This window comes from Streptomyces sp. NPDC028314 (assembly GCF_055565795.1).
This window is the reverse complement of the sequence record NZ_JBVHTP010000004.1, coordinates 89418-107400: the sequence shown is the minus strand read 5'-3', so window position 1 is coordinate 107400 and position 17983 is coordinate 89418. Positions and strand designations below refer to the sequence as shown.

At 72.4% G+C, this 17983-nt stretch carries 16 protein-coding genes; 7 read left to right on the top strand and 9 right to left on the bottom strand.

Annotated features, from left to right (window positions below):
• Nucleotides 1-18: 18 nt before the first annotated feature.
• The 3 genes from ACZ4TG_RS11395 to clpS form a co-directional block, all read right to left on the bottom strand.
• Nucleotides 19-1479, bottom strand: a complete 1461-nt coding sequence (locus tag ACZ4TG_RS11395; RefSeq protein WP_468161655.1) for an amino acid permease — start codon at nucleotides 1477-1479, stop codon at nucleotides 19-21.
• Between the two features lie 320 nt (nucleotides 1480-1799).
• On the bottom strand, nucleotides 1800-2402 hold the full coding sequence (locus ACZ4TG_RS11390) for a DUF2017 domain-containing protein (protein ID WP_468161653.1): 603 nt from the start codon (nucleotides 2400-2402) through the stop codon (nucleotides 1800-1802).
• Entirely contained in the window at nucleotides 2402-2716 is a 315-nt protein-coding gene (gene clpS, locus ACZ4TG_RS11385) for an ATP-dependent Clp protease adapter ClpS (RefSeq protein WP_468161651.1), read from the bottom strand. Before clpS ends, ACZ4TG_RS11390 begins: the two co-directional genes overlap by 1 nt.
• A gap of 81 nt (nucleotides 2717-2797) precedes the next feature.
• On the opposite strand from clpS, the gene ACZ4TG_RS11380 reads away from it, so the two are divergent.
• Nucleotides 2798-4126, top strand: coding sequence for a nicotinate phosphoribosyltransferase (locus tag ACZ4TG_RS11380; protein ID WP_468161649.1), 1329 nt, complete (start codon nucleotides 2798-2800; stop codon nucleotides 4124-4126).
• Nucleotides 4127-4188: 62 nt separating this feature from the next.
• Nucleotides 4189-4782 carry a nicotinamidase gene (locus ACZ4TG_RS11375; protein WP_468161647.1) on the top strand — a complete coding sequence of 198 codons (594 nt, stop codon included), beginning with the start codon at nucleotides 4189-4191 and terminating at the stop codon, nucleotides 4780-4782.
• Nucleotides 4783-4848: 66 nt separating this feature from the next.
• Here the strand turns inward: ACZ4TG_RS11375 and ACZ4TG_RS11370 are convergent, their stop codons facing one another.
• Both ACZ4TG_RS11370 and ACZ4TG_RS11365 read right to left on the bottom strand, forming a co-directional pair.
• Complete coding sequence (locus ACZ4TG_RS11370) at nucleotides 4849-5163, bottom strand: hypothetical protein (protein WP_468161645.1); 315 nt, start codon at nucleotides 5161-5163, stop codon at nucleotides 4849-4851.
• Nucleotides 5164-5275: 112 nt separating this feature from the next.
• Nucleotides 5276-7654, bottom strand: a complete 2379-nt coding sequence (locus ACZ4TG_RS11365) for an immune inhibitor A domain-containing protein (protein ID WP_468161643.1) — start codon at nucleotides 7652-7654, stop codon at nucleotides 5276-5278.
• A 413-nt stretch (nucleotides 7655-8067) separates the two neighbouring features.
• Here ACZ4TG_RS11365 and ACZ4TG_RS11360 point away from each other — a divergent pair, with 413 nt between their 5' ends.
• Nucleotides 8068-8361: a hypothetical protein gene (locus ACZ4TG_RS11360; protein WP_468161641.1), complete on the top strand. Its 294-nt coding sequence runs from the start codon at nucleotides 8068-8070 to the stop codon at nucleotides 8359-8361.
• An 87-nt stretch (nucleotides 8362-8448) separates the two neighbouring features.
• On the opposite strand, the gene ACZ4TG_RS11355 is transcribed toward ACZ4TG_RS11360, so the two are convergent.
• Both ACZ4TG_RS11355 and ACZ4TG_RS11350 read right to left on the bottom strand, forming a co-directional pair.
• On the bottom strand, nucleotides 8449-9174 hold the full coding sequence (locus ACZ4TG_RS11355) for an RDD family protein (RefSeq protein ID WP_468161639.1): 726 nt from the start codon (nucleotides 9172-9174) through the stop codon (nucleotides 8449-8451).
• Between the two features lie 78 nt (nucleotides 9175-9252).
• Nucleotides 9253-10602, bottom strand: coding sequence for an RDD family protein (locus ACZ4TG_RS11350; protein WP_468161637.1), 1350 nt, complete (start codon nucleotides 10600-10602; stop codon nucleotides 9253-9255).
• A gap of 281 nt (nucleotides 10603-10883) precedes the next feature.
• On the opposite strand from ACZ4TG_RS11350, the gene ACZ4TG_RS11345 reads away from it, so the two are divergent.
• Entirely contained in the window at nucleotides 10884-11363 is a 480-nt protein-coding gene (locus ACZ4TG_RS11345; protein ID WP_468161636.1) for an SsgA family sporulation/cell division regulator, read from the top strand.
• 35 nt (nucleotides 11364-11398) lie between these two features.
• On the opposite strand, the gene ACZ4TG_RS11340 is transcribed toward ACZ4TG_RS11345, so the two are convergent.
• Nucleotides 11399-12781 carry an FAD-binding oxidoreductase gene (locus tag ACZ4TG_RS11340; protein WP_468161634.1) on the bottom strand — a complete coding sequence of 461 codons (1383 nt, stop codon included), beginning with the start codon at nucleotides 12779-12781 and terminating at the stop codon, nucleotides 11399-11401.
• Nucleotides 12782-12877: 96 nt separating this feature from the next.
• Between ACZ4TG_RS11340 and ACZ4TG_RS11335 the strand changes: the two genes are divergently transcribed.
• From ACZ4TG_RS11335 to ACZ4TG_RS11325, 3 genes are all read left to right on the top strand, one after another.
• Entirely contained in the window at nucleotides 12878-14530 is a 1653-nt protein-coding gene (locus tag ACZ4TG_RS11335) for a tetratricopeptide repeat protein (RefSeq protein ID WP_468161632.1), read from the top strand.
• Nucleotides 14531-14692: 162 nt separating this feature from the next.
• Nucleotides 14693-15355, top strand: coding sequence for a response regulator (locus ACZ4TG_RS11330; protein ID WP_468161630.1), 663 nt, complete (start codon nucleotides 14693-14695; stop codon nucleotides 15353-15355).
• Nucleotides 15352-16485, top strand: a complete 1134-nt coding sequence (locus tag ACZ4TG_RS11325) for a sensor histidine kinase (RefSeq protein ID WP_468161628.1) — start codon at nucleotides 15352-15354, stop codon at nucleotides 16483-16485. Before ACZ4TG_RS11330 ends, ACZ4TG_RS11325 begins: the two co-directional genes overlap by 4 nt.
• A gap of 215 nt (nucleotides 16486-16700) precedes the next feature.
• On the opposite strand, the gene hppD is transcribed toward ACZ4TG_RS11325, so the two are convergent.
• Entirely contained in the window at nucleotides 16701-17855 is a 1155-nt protein-coding gene (hppD, locus tag ACZ4TG_RS11320) for a 4-hydroxyphenylpyruvate dioxygenase (RefSeq protein WP_468161626.1), read from the bottom strand.
• Between the last annotated feature and the right edge of the window lie 128 nt (nucleotides 17856-17983).

Here is a 17983-nt window from a genome sequence, read left to right as displayed (position 1 = left end):
CGTGGCGGCCGCCCGGCGCTACGAGATCTTCGCGGTCTCGTCGGCCTGGTTGAAGGCGGCGCCCGACGGGTTGCGGGACTTCATCACCCAGTACGAGACGCCCAGGATCAGACCCCACAGCGGGGCGCAGTACAGCGAGACGCGCGCGTCCTTGTCCATGCCCATCATCACGATGACCATGCCGATGAAGAGCAGCGCGAACCAGCTCGTGTACGGGGCTCCGGGCGCCCGGAACGGGGACTGCGGGAGGTCGCCGCGGTCCGCCTTGGCGCGGTAGCGGATCTGGCAGACCAGGATCATGATCCAGGCCCACATGCCGGAGATGGTGGCGAAGGAGACGACGTAGTCGAAGGCCTTGCCCGGGGCGACGTAGTTGATCCAGACGCCCACCAGCATCAGCGCGGCGGAGAAGGTGGTGCCGACCAGCGGGGTGCCGCTCTTGGTCAGCTTGGTGAAGAACTTCGGCCCCTGGCCGTTGAGCGCGAGGTCGCGCAGCATGCGGCCGGTGGAGTACATGCCCGAGTTGCAGGAGGACAGGGCTGCGGTCAGCACCACGAAGTTGACGATGGCGGCGCCGACGCCGAGGCCCATCTTCTCGAAGGCGGCGACGAAGGGGCTGACGCCGGGCTGGAACTCGTGCCACGGGACGACCGACAGGATCATGATCAGCGCGCCGACGTAGAAGACGGCGATGCGCCACGGCACGGTGTTGATGGCCTTGGGCAGGGTCTTCTCGGGGTCCTTGGACTCGCCGGCGGTGACGCCGACCAGCTCGACCGCGAGGAAGGCGAACATCACGATCTGCAGGGTCATCAGCGTGCCGCCGATGCCCTTGGGGAAGAAGCCGCCGTCGTTCCACAGGTTCGAGACGGTCGCCGTGTCGGCGGCGTCGGAGAAGCCGATGGTGAGGATGCCGGCGCAGATCAGGATCATGCCGACGATGGCGGTGACCTTGACCATGGAGAACCAGAACTCCAGCTCACCGAAGAGCTTCACGGAGATCAGGTTGGCGCCGTAGAGGATCACGGTGAAGATCAGCGCGTAGGCCCACTGCGGGAAGCTGTCGTGGGTCCAGTACGACATGTACTGCGCGGCCGCGGTGACCTCGGTGATGCCGGTGACCACCCAGAAGAGCCAGTAGGTCCAGCCGGTCACGTACCCCCAGAAGGGGCCGAGGAACTCGCGGGCGTAGTCCGAGAACGACCCGGACACGGGGCGGTACATGAGCAGCTCGCCCAGGGCCCGCATGATGAAGAAGATGACCAGGCCCGCGATGGCGTAGGCCAGGATCAGGCTCGGGCCGGCCTTGGAGATGGCCTTGCCCGCCCCCAGGAACAGGCCGGTGCCGATGGCGCCGCCGATCGCGATCATCTGGATCTGGCGGGCGCCGAGTGCGCGGTGGTAGCCCTCGCCGCCACCCTCGGGCCCGCCGCCCTCGCCGGGCGTCTTGTCGTGCTGCTCGACCTGCACAGAGGTCATGTCTGGTGCGCCTTTCTCCACGCCGACCCGCGCCTTCTCAAGGCTGCGGATCGGGTCCTCGATCCCCCCGGATACGGATGGAGTTGCACGCCGGCGGTCAGCCGGTCCAAGCGGGCCTGGGGACATGGGTGGCGTCCCTTCGGCAGTCGTGAAGATTTATCACGGGCCTACCGGTGCGCGAGGGGGAGAAATGTGACGCGGGGCATAAAAAAATCGGGCCAAAGGCTCCCAGGGCGGATCAGATCACCGCATCGCGGTGATCTGATCGTTATCCGGATTTGAGCGTCCGCTGAGCGAACGCCGCTCTCACCCGCGCCCTCTCAGAGGGTCTCGATGAGGGTCTCCTGGAGGCCGCCCAGCCAGAGGTACGCCATCACCATCGGCTTGCGCGGATCGTCGTCCGGCAGCCGGAACAGCATCGCGCTCTCGTCGTCCTCGGTGATGTCCAGCCGCGCCGCGATCGTCAGCCGCAGGTCGTTGAGCGCGCCGAGCCACCGCAGCGGCAGCTCGCCGGTCAGCTCCAGCACCGCCGCGCCGTCGCCGGCCGCGGTGAGCCCGTCCAGGCTGCGTACGACGGCCAGCGCGTCCTCCCGCTTGCGGGTGCGCAGGTCCTTCTCGGTGAAGCGGCGGAACTCCGCGGACCGGGCCGTCAGCTCGGCGGGGTCCACGCCCTGCTCCGGCGCGCCCGGGCCCCCGTACGCGTCGGGGAACAGCCGGGCCAGCGCCGGGTCGGACGGGGGCTCGGTGGGGCCGTCCGAGGCGAACAGCACGGCCAGTGGGTCGGCGTCCTCGGCGGGTTCCGGCTCGCCCGGACCGATCAGCTCCAGGAGCTGCACGGCCAGGGAGCGCAGGATGGAGATCTCGATCTCCTCCAGGGCCACGGCGGCGCCGCCGCCCTTCAGCGGCTCGAACGTCCCGCTCATCAGTAGCGGTCCTGGGAGAGGGTCGCCCACAGGCCGTAGCCGTGCATGGCCTGCACGTCGCGCTCCATCTCCTCGCGGGTGCCGCTGGAGACGACCGCCCGGCCCTTGTGGTGGACGTCCATCATCAGCTTGGTGGCCTTGTCCTTCGGGTAGCCGAAGTACGCCTGGAACACGTACGTCACGTAGCTCATGAGGTTGACCGGGTCGTTGTGCACCAGGGTCACCCAGGGGACGTCGGGTTCGGGGACCGCGAAGGTCTCTTCGGCCGATTCGGTGCGTTCGATCTCAACAGGAGCAACACTCACTTGTCCCATGCTGCCACTGCGACCGGCCCGTCGCACAAACGGGCCTCTACATCTCGTCACTTTGACGAGATGTGCGCTAGCATCCGTGACATGAACCCTGCGGACCTGGGCCTGCCGGTGGACGTGCCGTCGACAGCGCTCTTCACGGACCATTACGAGCTCACGATGCTGCAGGCCGCCCTGGCCAACGGCGCCGCCGACCGGCGCTCGGTCTTCGAGGTCTTCACCCGGCGGCTGCCCGAGGGGCGGCGCTACGGAGTCGTGGCGGGCACCGGGCGGGTGCTGGACGCGGTCGAGAACTTCCGCTTCGACGGCGCGGTGCTGGAGTTCCTGCGCGAGCGGGCCGTCGTCGACATGCGGACGCTGGACTGGCTGGCCTCGTACCGCTTCTCCGGTGACATCTGGGGCTACCCGGAGGGCGAGGTCTACTTCCCCGGCTCGCCGGTGCTGCGGGTCGAGGGCAGCTTCGCGGAGTGCGTGCTGCTGGAGACCGTGATCCTGTCGATCCTCAACCACGATTCGGCGATCGCGGCCGCCGCGTCCCGGATGTCCTCGGCGGCGGGCGGCCGGCCCCTGATCGAGATGGGCGCCCGGCGCACCCACGAACTGGCGGCGGTCGCCGCCGCGCGGGCCGCCTACGTGGGCGGCTTCGCCTCCACCTCGGACCTGGCGGCCGGCTTCCGGTACGGGATCCCGACGGTCGGCACGAGCGCGCACGCCTTCACGCTGGTGCACGACAACGAGCGCGACGCGTTCACGGCGCAGGTGGCCTCCCTGGGCGGCTCCACCACCCTGCTGGTGGACACCTACGACGTCGCCGAGGCGGTACGGACGGCCGTGGAGGTCGCCGGAACCGGGCTCGGGGCGGTGCGCATCGACTCCGGCGACCTGCTGCTGGTCGCGCACCGGGTGCGCCAGCAGCTCGACGAGCTGGGGGCGACCGCGACGAAGATCGTGGTCACCTCGGACCTGGACGAGTACGCGATCGCCTCGCTGGCCGCCGCTCCGGTGGACACGTACGGGGTCGGGACCCAGCTGGTGACCGGCAGCGGGCACCCGACGTGCTCCATGGTCTACAAGCTGGTGGCGCGGGCGGCCTCGGCGGACCCGAAGGCCCCGCTGGTGGCGGTCGCGAAGAAGTCCTCGGGCGGGAAGACCTCGGTCGGCGGCCGCAAGTGGGCGGCCCGCCGCAGGGACTCCGACGGGATCGCGGAGGCCGAGGTCGTGGGCACCGGGCCGGTGCCGTCCGCCCTCGCCGACGACCAGCTGCTGGTCCAGCTGGTCAAGGGTGGCGAGGTGGTGGCCCGCGAGCCGCTGGAGGCCGCGCGCAAGCGGCACCGGGCGGCGCTGTCGGGACTGCCGCTGTCGGCGACGCAGCTGTCGCGCGGCGAGGCCGTGATCCCGACCGAGTACGCGTAGCGGGGGGCGGGGCGGGGGAAGAGCCCGCGCATCGGCACTACGACAACCTAAGGACACGCGACATGCACCGCGCACTGATCGTCGTCGACGTACAGAACGACTTCTGCGAAGGCGGCAGCCTCGCGGTCACCGGCGGGGCCGATGTCGCCGCCGCCGTCACCGAGCTGATCGGCCAGGCCACGGCCGGCTACCGGCACGTCGTCGCCACCCGCGACCACCACATCGACCCCGGGGCGCACTTCGCGCACCCCCCGGCCGAGCCGGACTACGAGACCTCCTGGCCCGTCCACTGCGTCGCCGGGACCGAGGGCGTCGGGTTCCATCCGAACTTCGCCCCGGCCGTGGCGTCCGGCGCCGTCGCCGCCGTCTTCGACAAGGGGGCGTACGAGGCCGCGTACAGCGGGTTCGAGGGGCAGGACGAGAACGGCGCGGGCCTGGCCGGGTGGCTGCGCGAGCGGCAGGTCACCGAGGTCGACGTGGTCGGGATCGCCACCGACCACTGCGTCCGGGCCACCGCCCTGGACGCCGCCCGGGCGGGCTTCACCACCCGGGTGCTCCTGGACCTGACGGCCGCGGTGTCCCCGCAGACGGCCGCGCGGGCCCTGGAGGAGCTCCGCGCGGCCGGGGTGACCCTGGTGGGCGGCCGGGCCGCCTAGCGGGGCCCCGGGGCCTGAGGCGGCCTCGTGCGGCCCGGAGGGGCCCCGGGCGGCCCCGAGGGCCGGTCAGCGCCCCAGGAGGGCCCGGATGGGGTGCCAGAGCTCTTCCGCCCGGTCGGGGGCGCAGCGCCAGAGGAGGCCGTCGGGGTGGTGCAGGACGGCCGTGACCTCGTCCGGGGTCGGGGCCTGGTCGTTGCCCCGCAGGTAGACGGCCCGCATCCCGAGGTTCCGCAGCCTGGTCAGGGCCCGGGCCCGGTTCGCGGCGTGCACCAGCACGCGGACATGGCCGTCGTCCCCGCCCTTGCCGGGCGACGGCCTCGGCAGCGTGAGCGCGACCACCACGCTGCCGCCTGGCAATCTGACGAAACCTCCACCGGGCATGATCTTCAGCTCCCCCGTCAATAAGAAACTCAGCCCCCGCATCTAAACGCGATCGGCCGCCGCCCGCTAGAGGGCGACGGCCGATCATGCTTTGACCTGCGGCTTTACCGAATTACTTGGCGGCGGGGCCGACCTCGACCGTCATGACGAGACCGTCGTAGGTCTCCTTGGCGATCTTGATCTTGGTGTTGGTGTCAGTGACCTTCACCGAGCCGGTCGGGTTCTCGTCGTAGTAGTACTTGCCCTTGTGGTCGTCGAAGACGAGGTTCGCGGGCTTCGGCTTGACGAACAGCTCCTGGTCGGCCTTGTGCAGCGTGAACGCGTCCGTCGAGTAGGCGCTGAACGGAGCGTCGTACGGCTGGATCTTGTTCCGCAGCAGGGTGCCGTCCGACCACTTCATCGGCTTGGCGTTGGCGTCGATCGGAAGGATCAGGCCCTGGCCCGGGTGCTGGCTGGTGTTGTTGTCCTTCTGGGAGGTGTCCCACTGCCAGATCAGCAGACCGTCCTGGTACGGGTAGTGCTCGACCCACTTGGGACGGACGGCCGAACCGAAGTTGTACGGGCCGACCTTGAGGGTGGCGTCGGAGGACACGTAGCGACGGTTCTCCGCCAGGTAGTACTGCGCGTACTCCTTGGTGAAGCCGGAGCCCACCCGCGAGAAGCCCTTGCCGGTCCAGCCGTTGTCGCCGTTCTCGGCGCCGTCGGTGAACAGCGTGGCGCCGTCCGCGGTGATGCTGAGGGCGTCGGCGGTGAAGCCCTTGCCGCCCGCGCCGCCGTCCGTCTGGTAGCGGAAGCGGATGTCGACCTTCTTGCCCGCGTAGGCGTCCAGCGGGTAGTTGAGGTTCTGCCAGGCGCCCGAGGCACCGGTCAGCGACGGGTTGCCGCCGGCGTCGACCGGGATGGCCGTGCCGTTGGCGGTGCCGGCGAGGGCGGTCCAGTTGGCGCCGCCGTCCGTGGAGACCTCGGTGTACAGGAAGTCGTACTCCGCCTCGATGTCCCACCAGCCCTTGAGGGACAGGGCCGCGGAGGACTTGCCGGTCAGGTCGACCGAGCGGGTGAGGGTGTTCTTGAGGTCGTCACCCATGTTGCTCCACCACTGCGAGGAGCCCTCGGCGGGAGCGACGATGTCGGTCTTGACCTGCTTCTTCGGCAGCTCGACGACCAGCGCCTGCTTGTCCGCGGTGTTGTACGCGGAGACGCCCAGCTTGTGGGTGGACTTCGTCGCGGCCTTGGCCTTGTCGTAGTTCAGCCAGCCCAGCTGGAGCTTGTCCCAGGCCGTCATGTCGCCCGGGAGGTCGCCTATGGACTCCTTGCCGGAGCCGAGCCAGGAGCCCGCCGACATCAGGGACCAGAAGCCGACGCCGTTCTCGCCGCCACCGGAGGTGTCGTAGAGGTCCGGCAGGCCCAGGTCGTGGCCGTACTCGTGCGCGAAGACGCCGAGGCCGCCGTTCTCGGGCTGCATCGTGTAGTCGCCGACCCAGATGCCGGTGTTGCCGATCTGGGTACCGCCGGCCTTGTTGTTCGCCGGGCCGGTCTTGCCCGCGTCCGTGCCGTACGCGTACCAGCGGTGGGCCCACAGCGCGCTGGTGCCCTGCACGCCGCCGCCGGCCGACTCGTCCTCGCCCGCGTGGACGATCTGGAAGTGGTCGATGTAGCCGTCGGGCTCGTTGAAGTTGCCGTCGCCGTCGAAGTCGTTGCGGTCCCACTGGTCGTACTGCGCCAGCTGGGCCTTGATCTGCTCGTCGGTCTGGCCGGCCTTCTTCTGCGCGTCGGCCCAGGCGGTCACGCCGTCCTTGACGGTGTCCCAGACGTTGGAGCAGTTGGTCTGACCGCAGTAGTTCGAGCCGTAACGGGCCTCGTTGTACGGGATCTTGACCCAGTCGGCGACCTGGCCGTCGACCGAGTAGCGGCCCGAGGAGGTCTTCTCGTAGTAGGTCTTCAGCGAGTTCTTGCCCTGGCCGGTACCGAAGTACAGGTCCTGGAAGTGCTGGCGGCTGTAGTCCTTCTGCCAGGCCGTGCTGTTGTCCAGCTTGCGGTCGGGCTGGGCGATCTGGTTGTGCAGCGGACCGGGGGTGCCGCCGTACTTGGGCGCGGGGGGCTTGGGGCCGCCCGGGCCGTCCGGGTCGAACATGGTCGTGCTGTCGACCTGGTCGCCGAACTCCACGAGGATCGTGAAGATCTTGTCGGTCTTCTCGCGGCCGAGCTCGACGTACTTCTTGTCGTCGAGCTTGACGACCTTCGAGGCGCCGCGCTGCTCGACGTTCTTCTTACCGGACAGCACCTGGTCAAGGGCAGCCTCGCGCGCCTGCGCCTGCTGCTTGCTGAACGGTCCTTCGAGGTCGTGCTTCACCTGCTCCCGGGCGGGAGCCGACGGGTCCTGGCGGTCGACCGCGGGCGCGCCCACGGGAGACGGGTTCGCCTGGGCGGCGGTGAAGATGGCGCCGGTGGCCGCGGTGGCCCCCATCGTCACGGCGATGGCGACGGCACGCATGGCGCGCCTTCTGGCGGAGTTGCTGGTCACTTGATGTCGTTCCCCTCCCGCGGCCGCAACGTAGGTCGGAACGTCTCCATAGGAGCGGGGGGTTCCGCGCGGCGCGCGTCTCAAGTGACGACATTTGACCGGAGAGTCGAAAGAAAAGACAGACCTTGACTTGTTCCTTACAACTGCACTATGCGGTCAGCGAGTTCCGCTATTCGGACGTTCCCCTGCCATACGGGGCGAAGGGCGCTTCCCGCCCCTTGAGGACGACCGGAGAATGAGCCCGTGCGCCCCCCGTGCACCGACACCGTGGGTTAGGTCACGCTTACCAGCAGTTCCGCTCGGGCATGCCCCGTCGTAGAGTCTCTTGACGCGCGACCTAGTTGAGCCGACTCCCCCTCCCCGCCTTGAGGACGGATATCGCCATGCCGCGTCCGACTGCCGCACAGCTCGCCTACGGGTCCGCCACCGTCATCGTGTCGACGATCGCCATGCTGCTGCTCTCGCAGACGAGCACGGGGCTCGGAGTCGCGGTCATCTCGGCGGCCGCCCTCGCACTCGGGCTGCTCGTCGCGCTCACCGTGCCCATCCCCCGCCGCCGCGGCCGCCACGCCGCACGCTCCGGGGCCGGGGCCGCGGCCGCCACCGCGGACACGACTGCGGCCGCCCGGGTGCCTGAACCCCGGGCGGCCGCTGCCGAACACCCCGTGCACCACTGACCGCAGCGCCGCGGGCGGCCACCCCCTGGGGGACGGCCGCCCGCGCGGCTGGTGCTCGTACGCGAGGCCCCTGGGCCTGATGCGGACTCAGGCCGAACGGACCACCACCGTCTTGGCCACCTTGTCGTGCCAGGCCTGCTTGTACGGCTTGTCGACGAGCATCGAGACGATCAGCGCGAGCGGCCAGAGGCAGAAGCAGCAGACCAGCGTCGGCACCCAGAGCATGGCCGCGCGGCCGAGGGAGGCGTTCGAGGGGGGCACGCTGCCGTCGTTGAGCATCGCCACGCGCAGGCCCATCGACTTCTTGCCGACGGTCTGGCCGTTCTTCTTGGTGAACCACCAGTCGTAGCCGACGTACGCGACGATCGAGACCAGCGTCCAGAGCAGGCCGGTGCCGCCGTACGACTTGGTGATGACCTCCGTGACGTCCTCGCCCTTGTCCGTGTCCACCATGTAGCGGCGGTTGCCGAACGGCAGCTGGATCAGGAACAGCGGCACCGTGACGATGAGCACGTCGATGACGCGGGCGGCGAGCCGCTTGCCGAAGTCGGCCAGCGGGGGCATTCCGGCGAGCGGGTCCGGCATGCCGTAGGGGTCGCCGCCGCCGGGGCCTCCGCCGTACGGGGGCGGCGGCGGGGGCGGGTACCCGCCGGCGCCGGGGCCTCCCGGGGGCGGGGGCGGCGGATACCCGCCACCGGCGGGTGGCGGCGGACCGTACGGTGAACCGCCCGACGGAGGCGTCGGTTCCTGGGGCTTCTTGAGGAACGGATCGTCCTCGGGCGGCGGGCCCGGCGGCGGCTGGTCGGTACTCATGGCCCGAGTCGAACCCGGGTTCGCGGACCCCGCAACGGGACGGCGGCCGATCGGGGGAACGGCCCCTCAGGCCACCCCCTAGCGGGCTACGTACGTCTTCGCCGCCTTGTCGTGCCAGGCCTGTCGGCGGGGCCGGTCGACCAGGCACCACAGGCTCCCCGGCAGGCCGAGGAACGCGTACACCAGCCAGCGCCGCAGCGCCGCCCCGAAACGCGGCGGGCGGAGGGTGGCGACGGCCAGGACGCGGACCCCGCACAGCTTCTTGCCGGGGGTACGGCCCCAGCGGGCGGTGGGCAGGGCCTCGTAGAAGACCCCGAAGAGGAGGACGGCGGCCAGGACGAGGCCCAGGTAGCCGACGACGGTGCCGTCGACCAGCCAGACGGTGGTGGCCCGGCCGCCGGCCTTGGCGGCGTCCACCTTGGCCTGGATGTGGGCCGTGGCGTCCGGTACGAGCGGCAGGGCGGCCCCGGCCGCGACGGCGGCGAGCACCGCCGAGTCGAGGACGCGGGCCAGCAGGCGGCGGCCGAACCCGGCGGGGCGGACGGCACGTTCCGCCATGCGCTCGAAGACGGCGCGCTCGGTGGGGCGGGGGGCGCCGGGGGCGCCGGGGGCGGAGGCGGGGGCGGAAGCGGGGGCGGGAGCTGCGGCGGGGGTCGGGGCAGCGCTCGGGGCGGCCTCGGCGGCCCGGGCGCGGGGCTGAGCGGCCCGGGCGGGGGCCTCGTCGGCGCGGGCCGGGGGCTCGGCGGCCGCCGGGGGGCGCGGGGCCGCGGGGGCCCGCCGGGGCGCCGCCACCGCGGCCTCGGGGCGGGTGGGGGCCGGCCGGGGGGCCGCCTCGGGCCAGGAGGAGGTGACCCCGGACCTGCCGCCGCTGCCGCTCCCGCCCCCGGGAGCGGCGGGCCAGGCGGGCGTGGCGACCGGAGCCGCCGCCGGGGCCACGGCCACCGGGGCCGGTGCGGGGGCGGGCGCGGGGGCCGGCGCGACGGGGGCCGCCGCCGGGGAGCGGGCCGACAGGATGCCGATCCCCTCCGCCGCGGCCTGCGCGGGGTACCGGTCCGCTGCGGCGGCGGCCGGGCTGCGGGCCAGCGACACCCCGGATCCGCGCGCGGGCTGCGCCTCCTCCCGGTTGCCCCAGGAGACCCGTACGTCGCGCGGCCCGCCGAAGCCGGCCTGGTGCACGGGGTCGGCCTGCCACGCCGCCGCCTCCACCGCCGGCGCGGGCACCGGTTGGGGCTCGGGCTCGGGCAGCGCCTCGGTCACGGAGGTCTCGTCCAGGAACACCGGCCCCGTCTCGTCCGCGGGCGCGGCGGGGCGGCTCGTACCGGGCACCCAGGAGGAGCCGTTCCAGTACCGGACGTACCCGGGGATGGACGGATCGGGGTAGTAGCCCTCGCGGGCCGCGTGCTCGCCGTCACCAGGGGAGGCCGTCAATGTCCCCAACTCCGATCGTGGCTTGAGGCTTGTGCAGGGCAGGACCATAGCCAAGAACCCCGGCCCGACCGGTCCGGTAACGGGAGAATCCAAGCCTTCGGGCGAACCTCACTCCACCCGACTGTTTTCGGTCAGTCGACAGAATTCGGCCAATCTGCCGTTCGCTCCCGGAAGTCGCGTCATACCCGGGCACACCGGAGCTCTCTCGGGGTGTGGGGACCGCCCGGTCCCCGCCCCGCGAAGACACGGAACGCACCGAACCGCAGCGAAGTGAGGCCGTCATGCACCACCCCGTCATCGAGCGTGAGCTGGAACTGAAGCTGGTCCTGTCCCCCGAGCGCAGCATCCCCGTCCCGGCCCGGCTGCTGTACCTGACGGACGACCCGTACGCCGTGCACATCACCTTCCACACCGGCTCCAGCGCTCCGGTCAACTGGACCTTCGCCCGCGAGCTGCTCGTCGAGGGGGTGTTCCGCCCGTGCGGCCACGGAGACGTCCGGATCTGGCCCACGAAAATCGACAACAAGGCCGTGCTGTGCATGGCGCTGAGCTCCCCCGACGGCGACGCACTGCTGGAGGCCCCCGCCGGTTCCGTGTCGGCCTGGCTGGAGCGGACCCTGCGCACGGTCCCGCCCGGCACCGAGGCCGAGCGGCTCGGCCTGGACGCGGCGCTGGCCGAGCTGCTCACCCCGACACCGGCGGACGAGCTGTGGCTGCGGGACCCGTGGCCCTCGGACGAGTCGGCGGAGGGCGAGCTGTGACGCCCCTGACCCGGGCGGGAGTCCCGCCGCTCCGGTCAGAAGAGCTTGCCGGGGTTGAGCAGACCCAGCGGGTCGAAGGCCTTCTTGACGCCCCGCTGCATCTCCAGCCCCACCGGTCCGAGTTCGCGGGCCAGCCACTCCTTCTTCAGGACGCCGACCCCGTGCTCGCCGGTGATGGTCCCGCCCAGCGACAGCCCGAGCTCCATGATCTCGTCGAAGGACCTGCGGGCCCGCCGCGCCTCGTCCTCGTCGGCGGGGTCGAAGCAGACCACCGGGTGGGTGTTCCCGTCGCCCGCGTGCGCGCAGACCCCGATGAGCAGGTCGTGCGTACGGGCGATCGCGGCGGTGCCGTCCAGCATCTCCGCGAGCCGCGAGCGGGGGACGCACACGTCGTCGATCATCGTGGCGGGGCGCAGGGCCTCCAGGGCCGTCAGGGACATCCGGCGGGCCTGGAGGAGGAGCTCCGATTCCGCCTCGTCCTCGGCGGGCACGACGGCGGTGGCCCCGGCGGCGGTGCACAGCTCGCCCACGGCGGCGAGTTCCTCGGGCGCGTGCGGGGTGTCGAAGGCGGCGAGCAGCAGCGCCTCGGTGGTCTCGGGCAGGCCCATCCTGCCGAGCGCGTTGACGGCGCGGACGGTCGTACGGTCCATCAGCTCCAGCAGCGAGGGCGTCAGTCCGGCCTCCATGACGGCGCACACCGCCTCGCACGCGGCGGCGGCCGAGGGGAACTCGGCGGCGAGCGCGAGCTGCCGGGGCGGGGCGGGGCGCAGCGCGAGGACCGCCCGGACGACGACGCCGAGGCTGCCCTCGGAGCCGACGAAGAGCCGGGTGAGGTCGTAGCCGGCGACGCCCTTGGCGGTACGGCGGCCCGTGCGCAGCAGCCGGCCGTCGGCCAGTACGACGTCGAGGCCCAGCACGTACTCGGCGGTGACCCCGTACTTGACGCAGCACAGGCCGCCGGAGGCGGTGCCGATGTTGCCGCCGATGGTGCACTGCTCCCAGCTGGAGGGGTCGGGCGGGTAGTACAGGCCCTGTTCGGCGACGGCCCGGGAGAGGACGGCGTTGACCACGCCCGGCTCGACGACGGCGATCCGGTCGACGGTGGAGATCTCCAGGATCCGGTCCATCTTGACGAGGGAGAGCACGATGCAGCCGTCGGAGGCGTTGGCGGCGCCCGACAGGCCCGTGCGGGCGCCCTGGGGGACGACCGGGACCCGTAGGGCGGTGGCGGTGCGCAGGACGTGCCGGACCTGCTCCACGGTGCGGGGCAGGACGACGGCGGCCGGGGTGCCGGCCGCGCAGAAGCTCGCCATGTCGGTGGCGTAGGAGGCGGTCACCCGGGGGTCGGTGAGGAGGGCTTCGTCGGGGAGGCCTTCGCGGAGGCGGGCGCGGAGGCGGCCGGAGAGATCATCATCCATGGGGTCAGCGTGGCAGCCGGGGCCATCGGTGTGAACACGCCCGCGACCCTCTTCGGACACCTCGGCGAGCTCTTCATATTGACGCACAGTGAGCACATGGACCGTATCGACGAGGAATCGCAGCAGCCCGCGCCGCCCGTGACCTTCACCGGCCGCAAGACGCTCGTGGCGGCCGCGGTCGCGGTGGTCCTGATCGCGGGGGCCCTGCTGATCAGGCCCGCCCGCACGGGTGACGACGCCCGCCCGCCGGGGCCCAGCGAACGGGCCGCCTCGGCGGTCGGCATGGGCGCCCCGGCCGCCGCCGTGGACCTGACGGCGCTGGTCGCGGACCGGGAGGGGTGGCTGGCGGAGCACCCGGAGGACGAGGCCTCGTGGGCTGTGCTCGGGTCGGCGTACCTGGAGCAGGGCCGGCGCACGGCCGACACGGCCTGGTACCCGAAGGCGGAGGAGGCGCTCAAGCGCTCGCTGGAGCTGCGGCCCGCCGAGAAGGGCAACTTCGACGCGATGACGGGCATGGGCGCGCTGGCCAACGCCCGGCGGGACTTCGGGACGGGGAAGAAGTGGGGCGAGCTGGTCCGGGCCCAGGCGCAGCAGCGGTGGGCGGCGTACCCGGTGCTGGTGGACGCGTACACGGGGCTGGGCGACTACAAGGCCGCGCAGAAGGCGCTGGAGCGGCTGGAGGAGCTCCACTCGGGCCTGGCGGCGCACCTGAGGGCCTCGCAGGTGTACCGGGACCGGGGCTGGCGGGAGGACGCCGTGGTCGCGCTGGAGCAGGCGGCGGGCGAGGCGAAGGCCCCGGCGGAGAAGGCGTACGTGCTGTTCCGGCTCGGGGAGCTGGCCTGGGAGCGGGGCGACGCGGCGCAGGCCCTCGGGCAGTACGAGGCGGCGCTGCGGACGGACCCGGCGCGGGCGGAGGCGCTGGGCGGCCGGGCGCGGGCGCTGGCGGCGCTGGGGCGCAGCGGGGAGGCGGTACGGGACTACCGGATGGCGCTGGGCCGGACCCCGGCGCCGCAGCTGACGCTGGAGCTGGGCGAGCTGCTGGATTCGCTGGGCCGGGCGGACGAGGCGCGGCTGCTGTACGACGCGCTGGCCACGGCCACGGCCCGGGGGCTCACGCACGGGGTGAACGAGTCGGTGGTGTTGGGGCTGTACGAGGCGGACCACGGCGACCCGTCGGCGGCGGTGCGGCGGCTGTCGGAGGAGTGGTCGCGGCACAAGAGCGTGCAGGTGGCCGACGCGCTGGGCTGGTCCCTGCACAAGGCGGGCGATGACGCGTCGGCGCTGGAGTACGCGAAGAAGGCCACGGAGCTGGGGCTGCGCAGCGCGGAGTTCGCCTTCCACCGGGCGATGATCGAGCGGGGTCTGGGCGACGAGGCCGGGGCGCGGCGGCACCTCCAGGAGGTGATGCGGACCAATCCGGCGTTCTCGCCGGTGCGCTCGCCGCTGGCGAAGCAGGCCCTGGCGGCGGTGGGCCAGCCGGCGCCGGGCGGCCCGGAGAACATGCAGCCCCGCACTCCGTGGGTGGAGCCGGAGCTGCCGAAGCCGAACAAGCCGAAGCCGAAGCCGGCGGCCAAGCCGAAGCCCGAGGGCAAGCCCGAGGGCAAGCCCGAGGCCAAGCCTGACACCAAGCCCGACACCAAACCTGAGACCAAGCCCGAGGAGCAGTCCGAGCCGAAGCCCGACCCGGCACCGGAGGCGCCGGGCCAGCCGGAACAGCCGGAGTCGGGTTCGCAGTCGGCGGCGCCCTAGCGCTGGTCAGGCCGCCCGGCCACCCGGCGCAAGGTCTCGGCCGGCGGATCCCGTCCACGGGTGGTGGCCGGGACGCCGTGGTGGCCGGGACGTCGTGGTGGCCCGGGAGCGCCGGTGGTTGTTATGTTCGACCGGATGGGCCGGCCAAGGGGGGATCGTTCAGTGATCCGGGTTCTGATCGTCGACGACGAAAGGCTGCTGCGCACCTGCATGCAGCAGATCCTGGAGTCGGAACCCGACATCCGGGTCCCCGCGACCTGCGACGGCCCGGAGGCCGTCGCCGCCGTCGCCGCCCACCGGCCCGACGTGGTCCTGCTCGACCTGCGGATGCCGGGCACCGACGGTCTGACGGTGCTCGAAGCCCTGCGCGCCGAGGCGGCGCCGCCCGCCGTGGCCGTGCTGACGACCTTCTCCGCCGAGGAGGACGTCGCGGGCGCGCTGAGCGCCGGGGCCTCGGGTTTCCTGCTCAAGGACACCGCCCCCGACGAGCTGATCCACTCGGTGCGGCTGCTCGCGGCCGGGGGGACCGTACTGTCGGCGCCGGTCGCGCGTTCCGTCGTACGGGGCTACCTGAGGCAGGGCCCGGCCGCCCCGCAGGGCGTGCGGCCGGACTCGCTGACCGGCCGCGAGTGCGAGGTGCTGGCGCTGCTGGCCGACGGGCTGGCCAATGCCGAGATCGGCCGGCGGCTCGGGCTGAGCACGGCCACCGCCAAGGACCACGTCAGTGCGATCCTCGGCAAGCTGGGGCTGGCGAACCGGGTGCAGGCCGCCGTCTTCGCCCATCGGGCGGGGCTGGCCGGGACAGCCCCCCGGCCGGCCGCATGAGGTTCCCGCCGGCCGCGCAGAGCGCGGTCGTCCTCGGGGTCTCGGGCGCCGAGATCGCCACGGTGTGGAGCGAGAGCGGCCCGTGGGACCTGGCGCTGTACGGGTTCACCCTCGCGGCGGTCGCGCTGTGCACGCGCTACCCGGTGGCGGCGCTGCTGGCCACGCTGCCCGTCGCGTACACCGGCTATCTGGTGCTCGCGCCGATGTTCGCGATGTACCAGGTGGCGGTCACCGCCCGGTCCCGCGCGCTCGTGCTGACCTGCTCGGCCCTGCTGTTCCTGGCCACCCTCGCCTGCTGGCACCCGGCGGACCTGCCGGACTGGACGATGGAGTACGGCCTGATGGGGCTGGTGTCCGCCGCGCTGGGCAGCGCCGGACCGACCGCGCTGGGCTCGCTCGCGCGGGCCAGGCGGGAGCTGTCCACGCACATCGCCGGCCTGGTCGCCGCGCAGGAACGCGAGCGGCTGCTGCTGGCCCGCACCGCGGTGGCCGGGGAACGCGCGCGGCTCGCCCGGGACATGCACGACTCGGTCTCGTACCACGTCAGCCTGATCACGGTCCGGGCCGGCGCCCTGGAGCGGACGGCGCGGGAGCCCGAGAGCCGGGAGGCGGCGGCCGCCATCCGGCAGCTGGGCGCCGCGGCGATGACCGAACTGCGGCGCATGGTGGGGCTGCTGAAGGACGGGGCCGGGGCGGACGGGGGCCGGCCGGGGCTGCGGGAGGTGCCCACGCTGATCGAGGACAGCGGTCCCGGGGTCTCCGCGGACCTGGGCGGCGTGCTGGGGCGGGAGTGGCCGCCGGCGGTCCAGGAGGCGGCGTACCGGATCGTGCAGGAGGCACTGACCAACGTACGCAAACACGCGCCCGGTTCGGCCGCGGCGGTGGCGCTGGCCCCCGCGCCGGGCGCGGAGCCGGGCGGGATGCTCGTCGAGATCCGCAGCCTGGCGCCGGCGCCGGGCCCCCGCCGGGCACCGCACCCGCCGGCGCCGCTGCCCGGCGGCGGGTACGGGCTGACCGGGCTGCGCGAACGGGCCCGGTCGCTCGGCGGCACCCTGGAGGCCGGCCCGACGCAGGACGGCGGCTTCCTGGTCCGCGCGACGCTGCCGTGCCCGGCGGGCGGCACTCCTTAGTCGCGCCCGGTACGCCCGGGCTCCCGCGGCGCCGGGGGCCGGGGTGGACGGCCCGTACACCGGCAGCGGGCCCGCCGCGGCGCGGCTCCGGGCATGCGGGTACGGCCCGCCGGAGGGACCGGCGGGCCGTACCGGTGCAGCGCTCGTCAGGGCACCGCGCCAGGGGGCGGCACCGAGCGGCGCCGCGGGGGCGGCCGGGGCCGCCGCGGGAGTGGCTAGAGGTTGCCGCGCTTCTCCTGCTCGCGCTCGATCGCCTCGAAGAGGGCCTTGAAGTTGCCCTTGCCGAAGCCCATCGAGCCGTGCCGCTCGATGATCTCGAAGAAGACGGTCGGCTTGTCCTGGACCGGCTTGGTGAAGATCTGCAGCAGGTAGCCGTCCTCGTCGCGGTCGACCAGGATCTTCAGCTCGCGCAGGGTCTCCACGGGCACCCGGGTCTCGCCCGCCCAGTCGCCGAGGGTGTCGTAGTAGGAGTCCGGGGTGTCGAGGAACTGGACGCCCGCGGCGCGCATCGACCGTACGGTCGCCACGATGTCGTTCGAGGCGAGCGCGATGTGCTGGACGCCGGCGCCGCCGTAGAACTCCAGGTACTCGTCGATCTGCGACTTCTTCTTCGCGATCGCCGGCTCGTTGATCGGGAACTTCACCTTGAGGGTGCCGTCCGCGACCACCTTCGACATGAGCGCCGAGTACTCGGTCGCGATGTCGTCGCCCACGAACTCCTTCATGTTCGTGAAGCCCATGACCTTGTTGTAGAACGCGACCCACTCGTTCATCCGGCCGAGCTCGACGTTGCCCACGCAGTGGTCGATGGCCTGGAAGGTCCGCTTGGCCGGGGGCTCGACCATCGGGGCGACGGCCACGAAGCCCGGCAGGTAGGGGCCGGAGTAGTCCTTGCGCTCCACGAGCGTGTGCCGGGTCTGGCCGTACGTGGCGATCGCCGCCAGCACCACGGTGCCGTTCTCGTCCGTGACCTCGTACGGCTCGTCCAGCCCGCGGGCGCCGTTCTCGACGGCGTACGCGTAGGCGGCGCGCGCGTCCGGGACCTCGATCGCGAGGTCGATCACACCGTCGCCGTGGTCGGCGACGTGCTCGGCGAGGAAGCGGCCGTGGTCCGTGGTCGGCTTGATGACCGAGGTCAGGACGAAGCGGGCGCCCCCGTTGGTGAGGACGTAGCTGGCCGTCTCGCGGGTGCCGTTCTCCGGTCCGGAGTAGGCCACGAGCTTCATGCCGAACGCGGTGGAGTAGTAGTGCGCGGCCTGCTTGGCATTGCCCACGGCGAAGACGACCGCGTCCATTCCCTTCACCGGGAAGGGGTCGGCCTCACGCGCGGTCTGCGGGACGGTTTCGAGGTTCGCCAGAGACTCAGTCATGAGCGCAGAGTCCCGCCGATCCACAAGCTGCGCAATAGTTTCCATTTCTGCTGTACAGACTGCCCAAGAGAGTCGCAGGATGACTGAGAGATCTGTGCAGTATGACCACTCACCGGGCACCCTGGAGG

What these genes read in the sequence shown, in the direction of transcription:
- ACZ4TG_RS11325 (WP_468161628.1), top strand. Translation starts at nt 15,352, where the DNA reads ATGAGGTTCCCGCCGGCCGCGCAGAGCGCGGTCGTCCTCGGGGTCTCG.
- clpS (WP_468161651.1), bottom strand. Translation starts at nt 2,716, where the DNA reads ATGGGACAAGTGAGTGTTGCTCCTGTTGAGATCGAACGCACCGAATCG.
- ACZ4TG_RS11375 (WP_468161647.1), top strand. Translation starts at nt 4,189, where the DNA reads ATGCACCGCGCACTGATCGTCGTCGACGTACAGAACGACTTCTGCGAA.
- hppD (WP_468161626.1), bottom strand. Translation starts at nt 17,855, where the DNA reads ATGACTGAGTCTCTGGCGAACCTCGAAACCGTCCCGCAGACCGCGCGT.
- ACZ4TG_RS11395 (WP_468161655.1), bottom strand. Translation starts at nt 1,479, where the DNA reads ATGACCTCTGTGCAGGTCGAGCAGCACGACAAGACGCCCGGCGAGGGC.
- ACZ4TG_RS11380 (WP_468161649.1), top strand. Translation starts at nt 2,798, where the DNA reads ATGAACCCTGCGGACCTGGGCCTGCCGGTGGACGTGCCGTCGACAGCG.
- ACZ4TG_RS11345 (WP_468161636.1), top strand. Translation starts at nt 10,884, where the DNA reads ATGCACCACCCCGTCATCGAGCGTGAGCTGGAACTGAAGCTGGTCCTG.
- ACZ4TG_RS11390 (WP_468161653.1), bottom strand. Translation starts at nt 2,402, where the DNA reads ATGAGCGGGACGTTCGAGCCGCTGAAGGGCGGCGGCGCCGCCGTGGCC.
- ACZ4TG_RS11360 (WP_468161641.1), top strand. Translation starts at nt 8,068, where the DNA reads ATGCCGCGTCCGACTGCCGCACAGCTCGCCTACGGGTCCGCCACCGTC.
- ACZ4TG_RS11335 (WP_468161632.1), top strand. Translation starts at nt 12,878, where the DNA reads ATGGACCGTATCGACGAGGAATCGCAGCAGCCCGCGCCGCCCGTGACC.
- ACZ4TG_RS11340 (WP_468161634.1), bottom strand. Translation starts at nt 12,781, where the DNA reads ATGGATGATGATCTCTCCGGCCGCCTCCGCGCCCGCCTCCGCGAAGGC.
- ACZ4TG_RS11355 (WP_468161639.1), bottom strand. Translation starts at nt 9,174, where the DNA reads ATGAGTACCGACCAGCCGCCGCCGGGCCCGCCGCCCGAGGACGATCCG.
- ACZ4TG_RS11370 (WP_468161645.1), bottom strand. Translation starts at nt 5,163, where the DNA reads ATGCCCGGTGGAGGTTTCGTCAGATTGCCAGGCGGCAGCGTGGTGGTC.
- ACZ4TG_RS11365 (WP_468161643.1), bottom strand. Translation starts at nt 7,654, where the DNA reads ATGCGTGCCGTCGCCATCGCCGTGACGATGGGGGCCACCGCGGCCACC.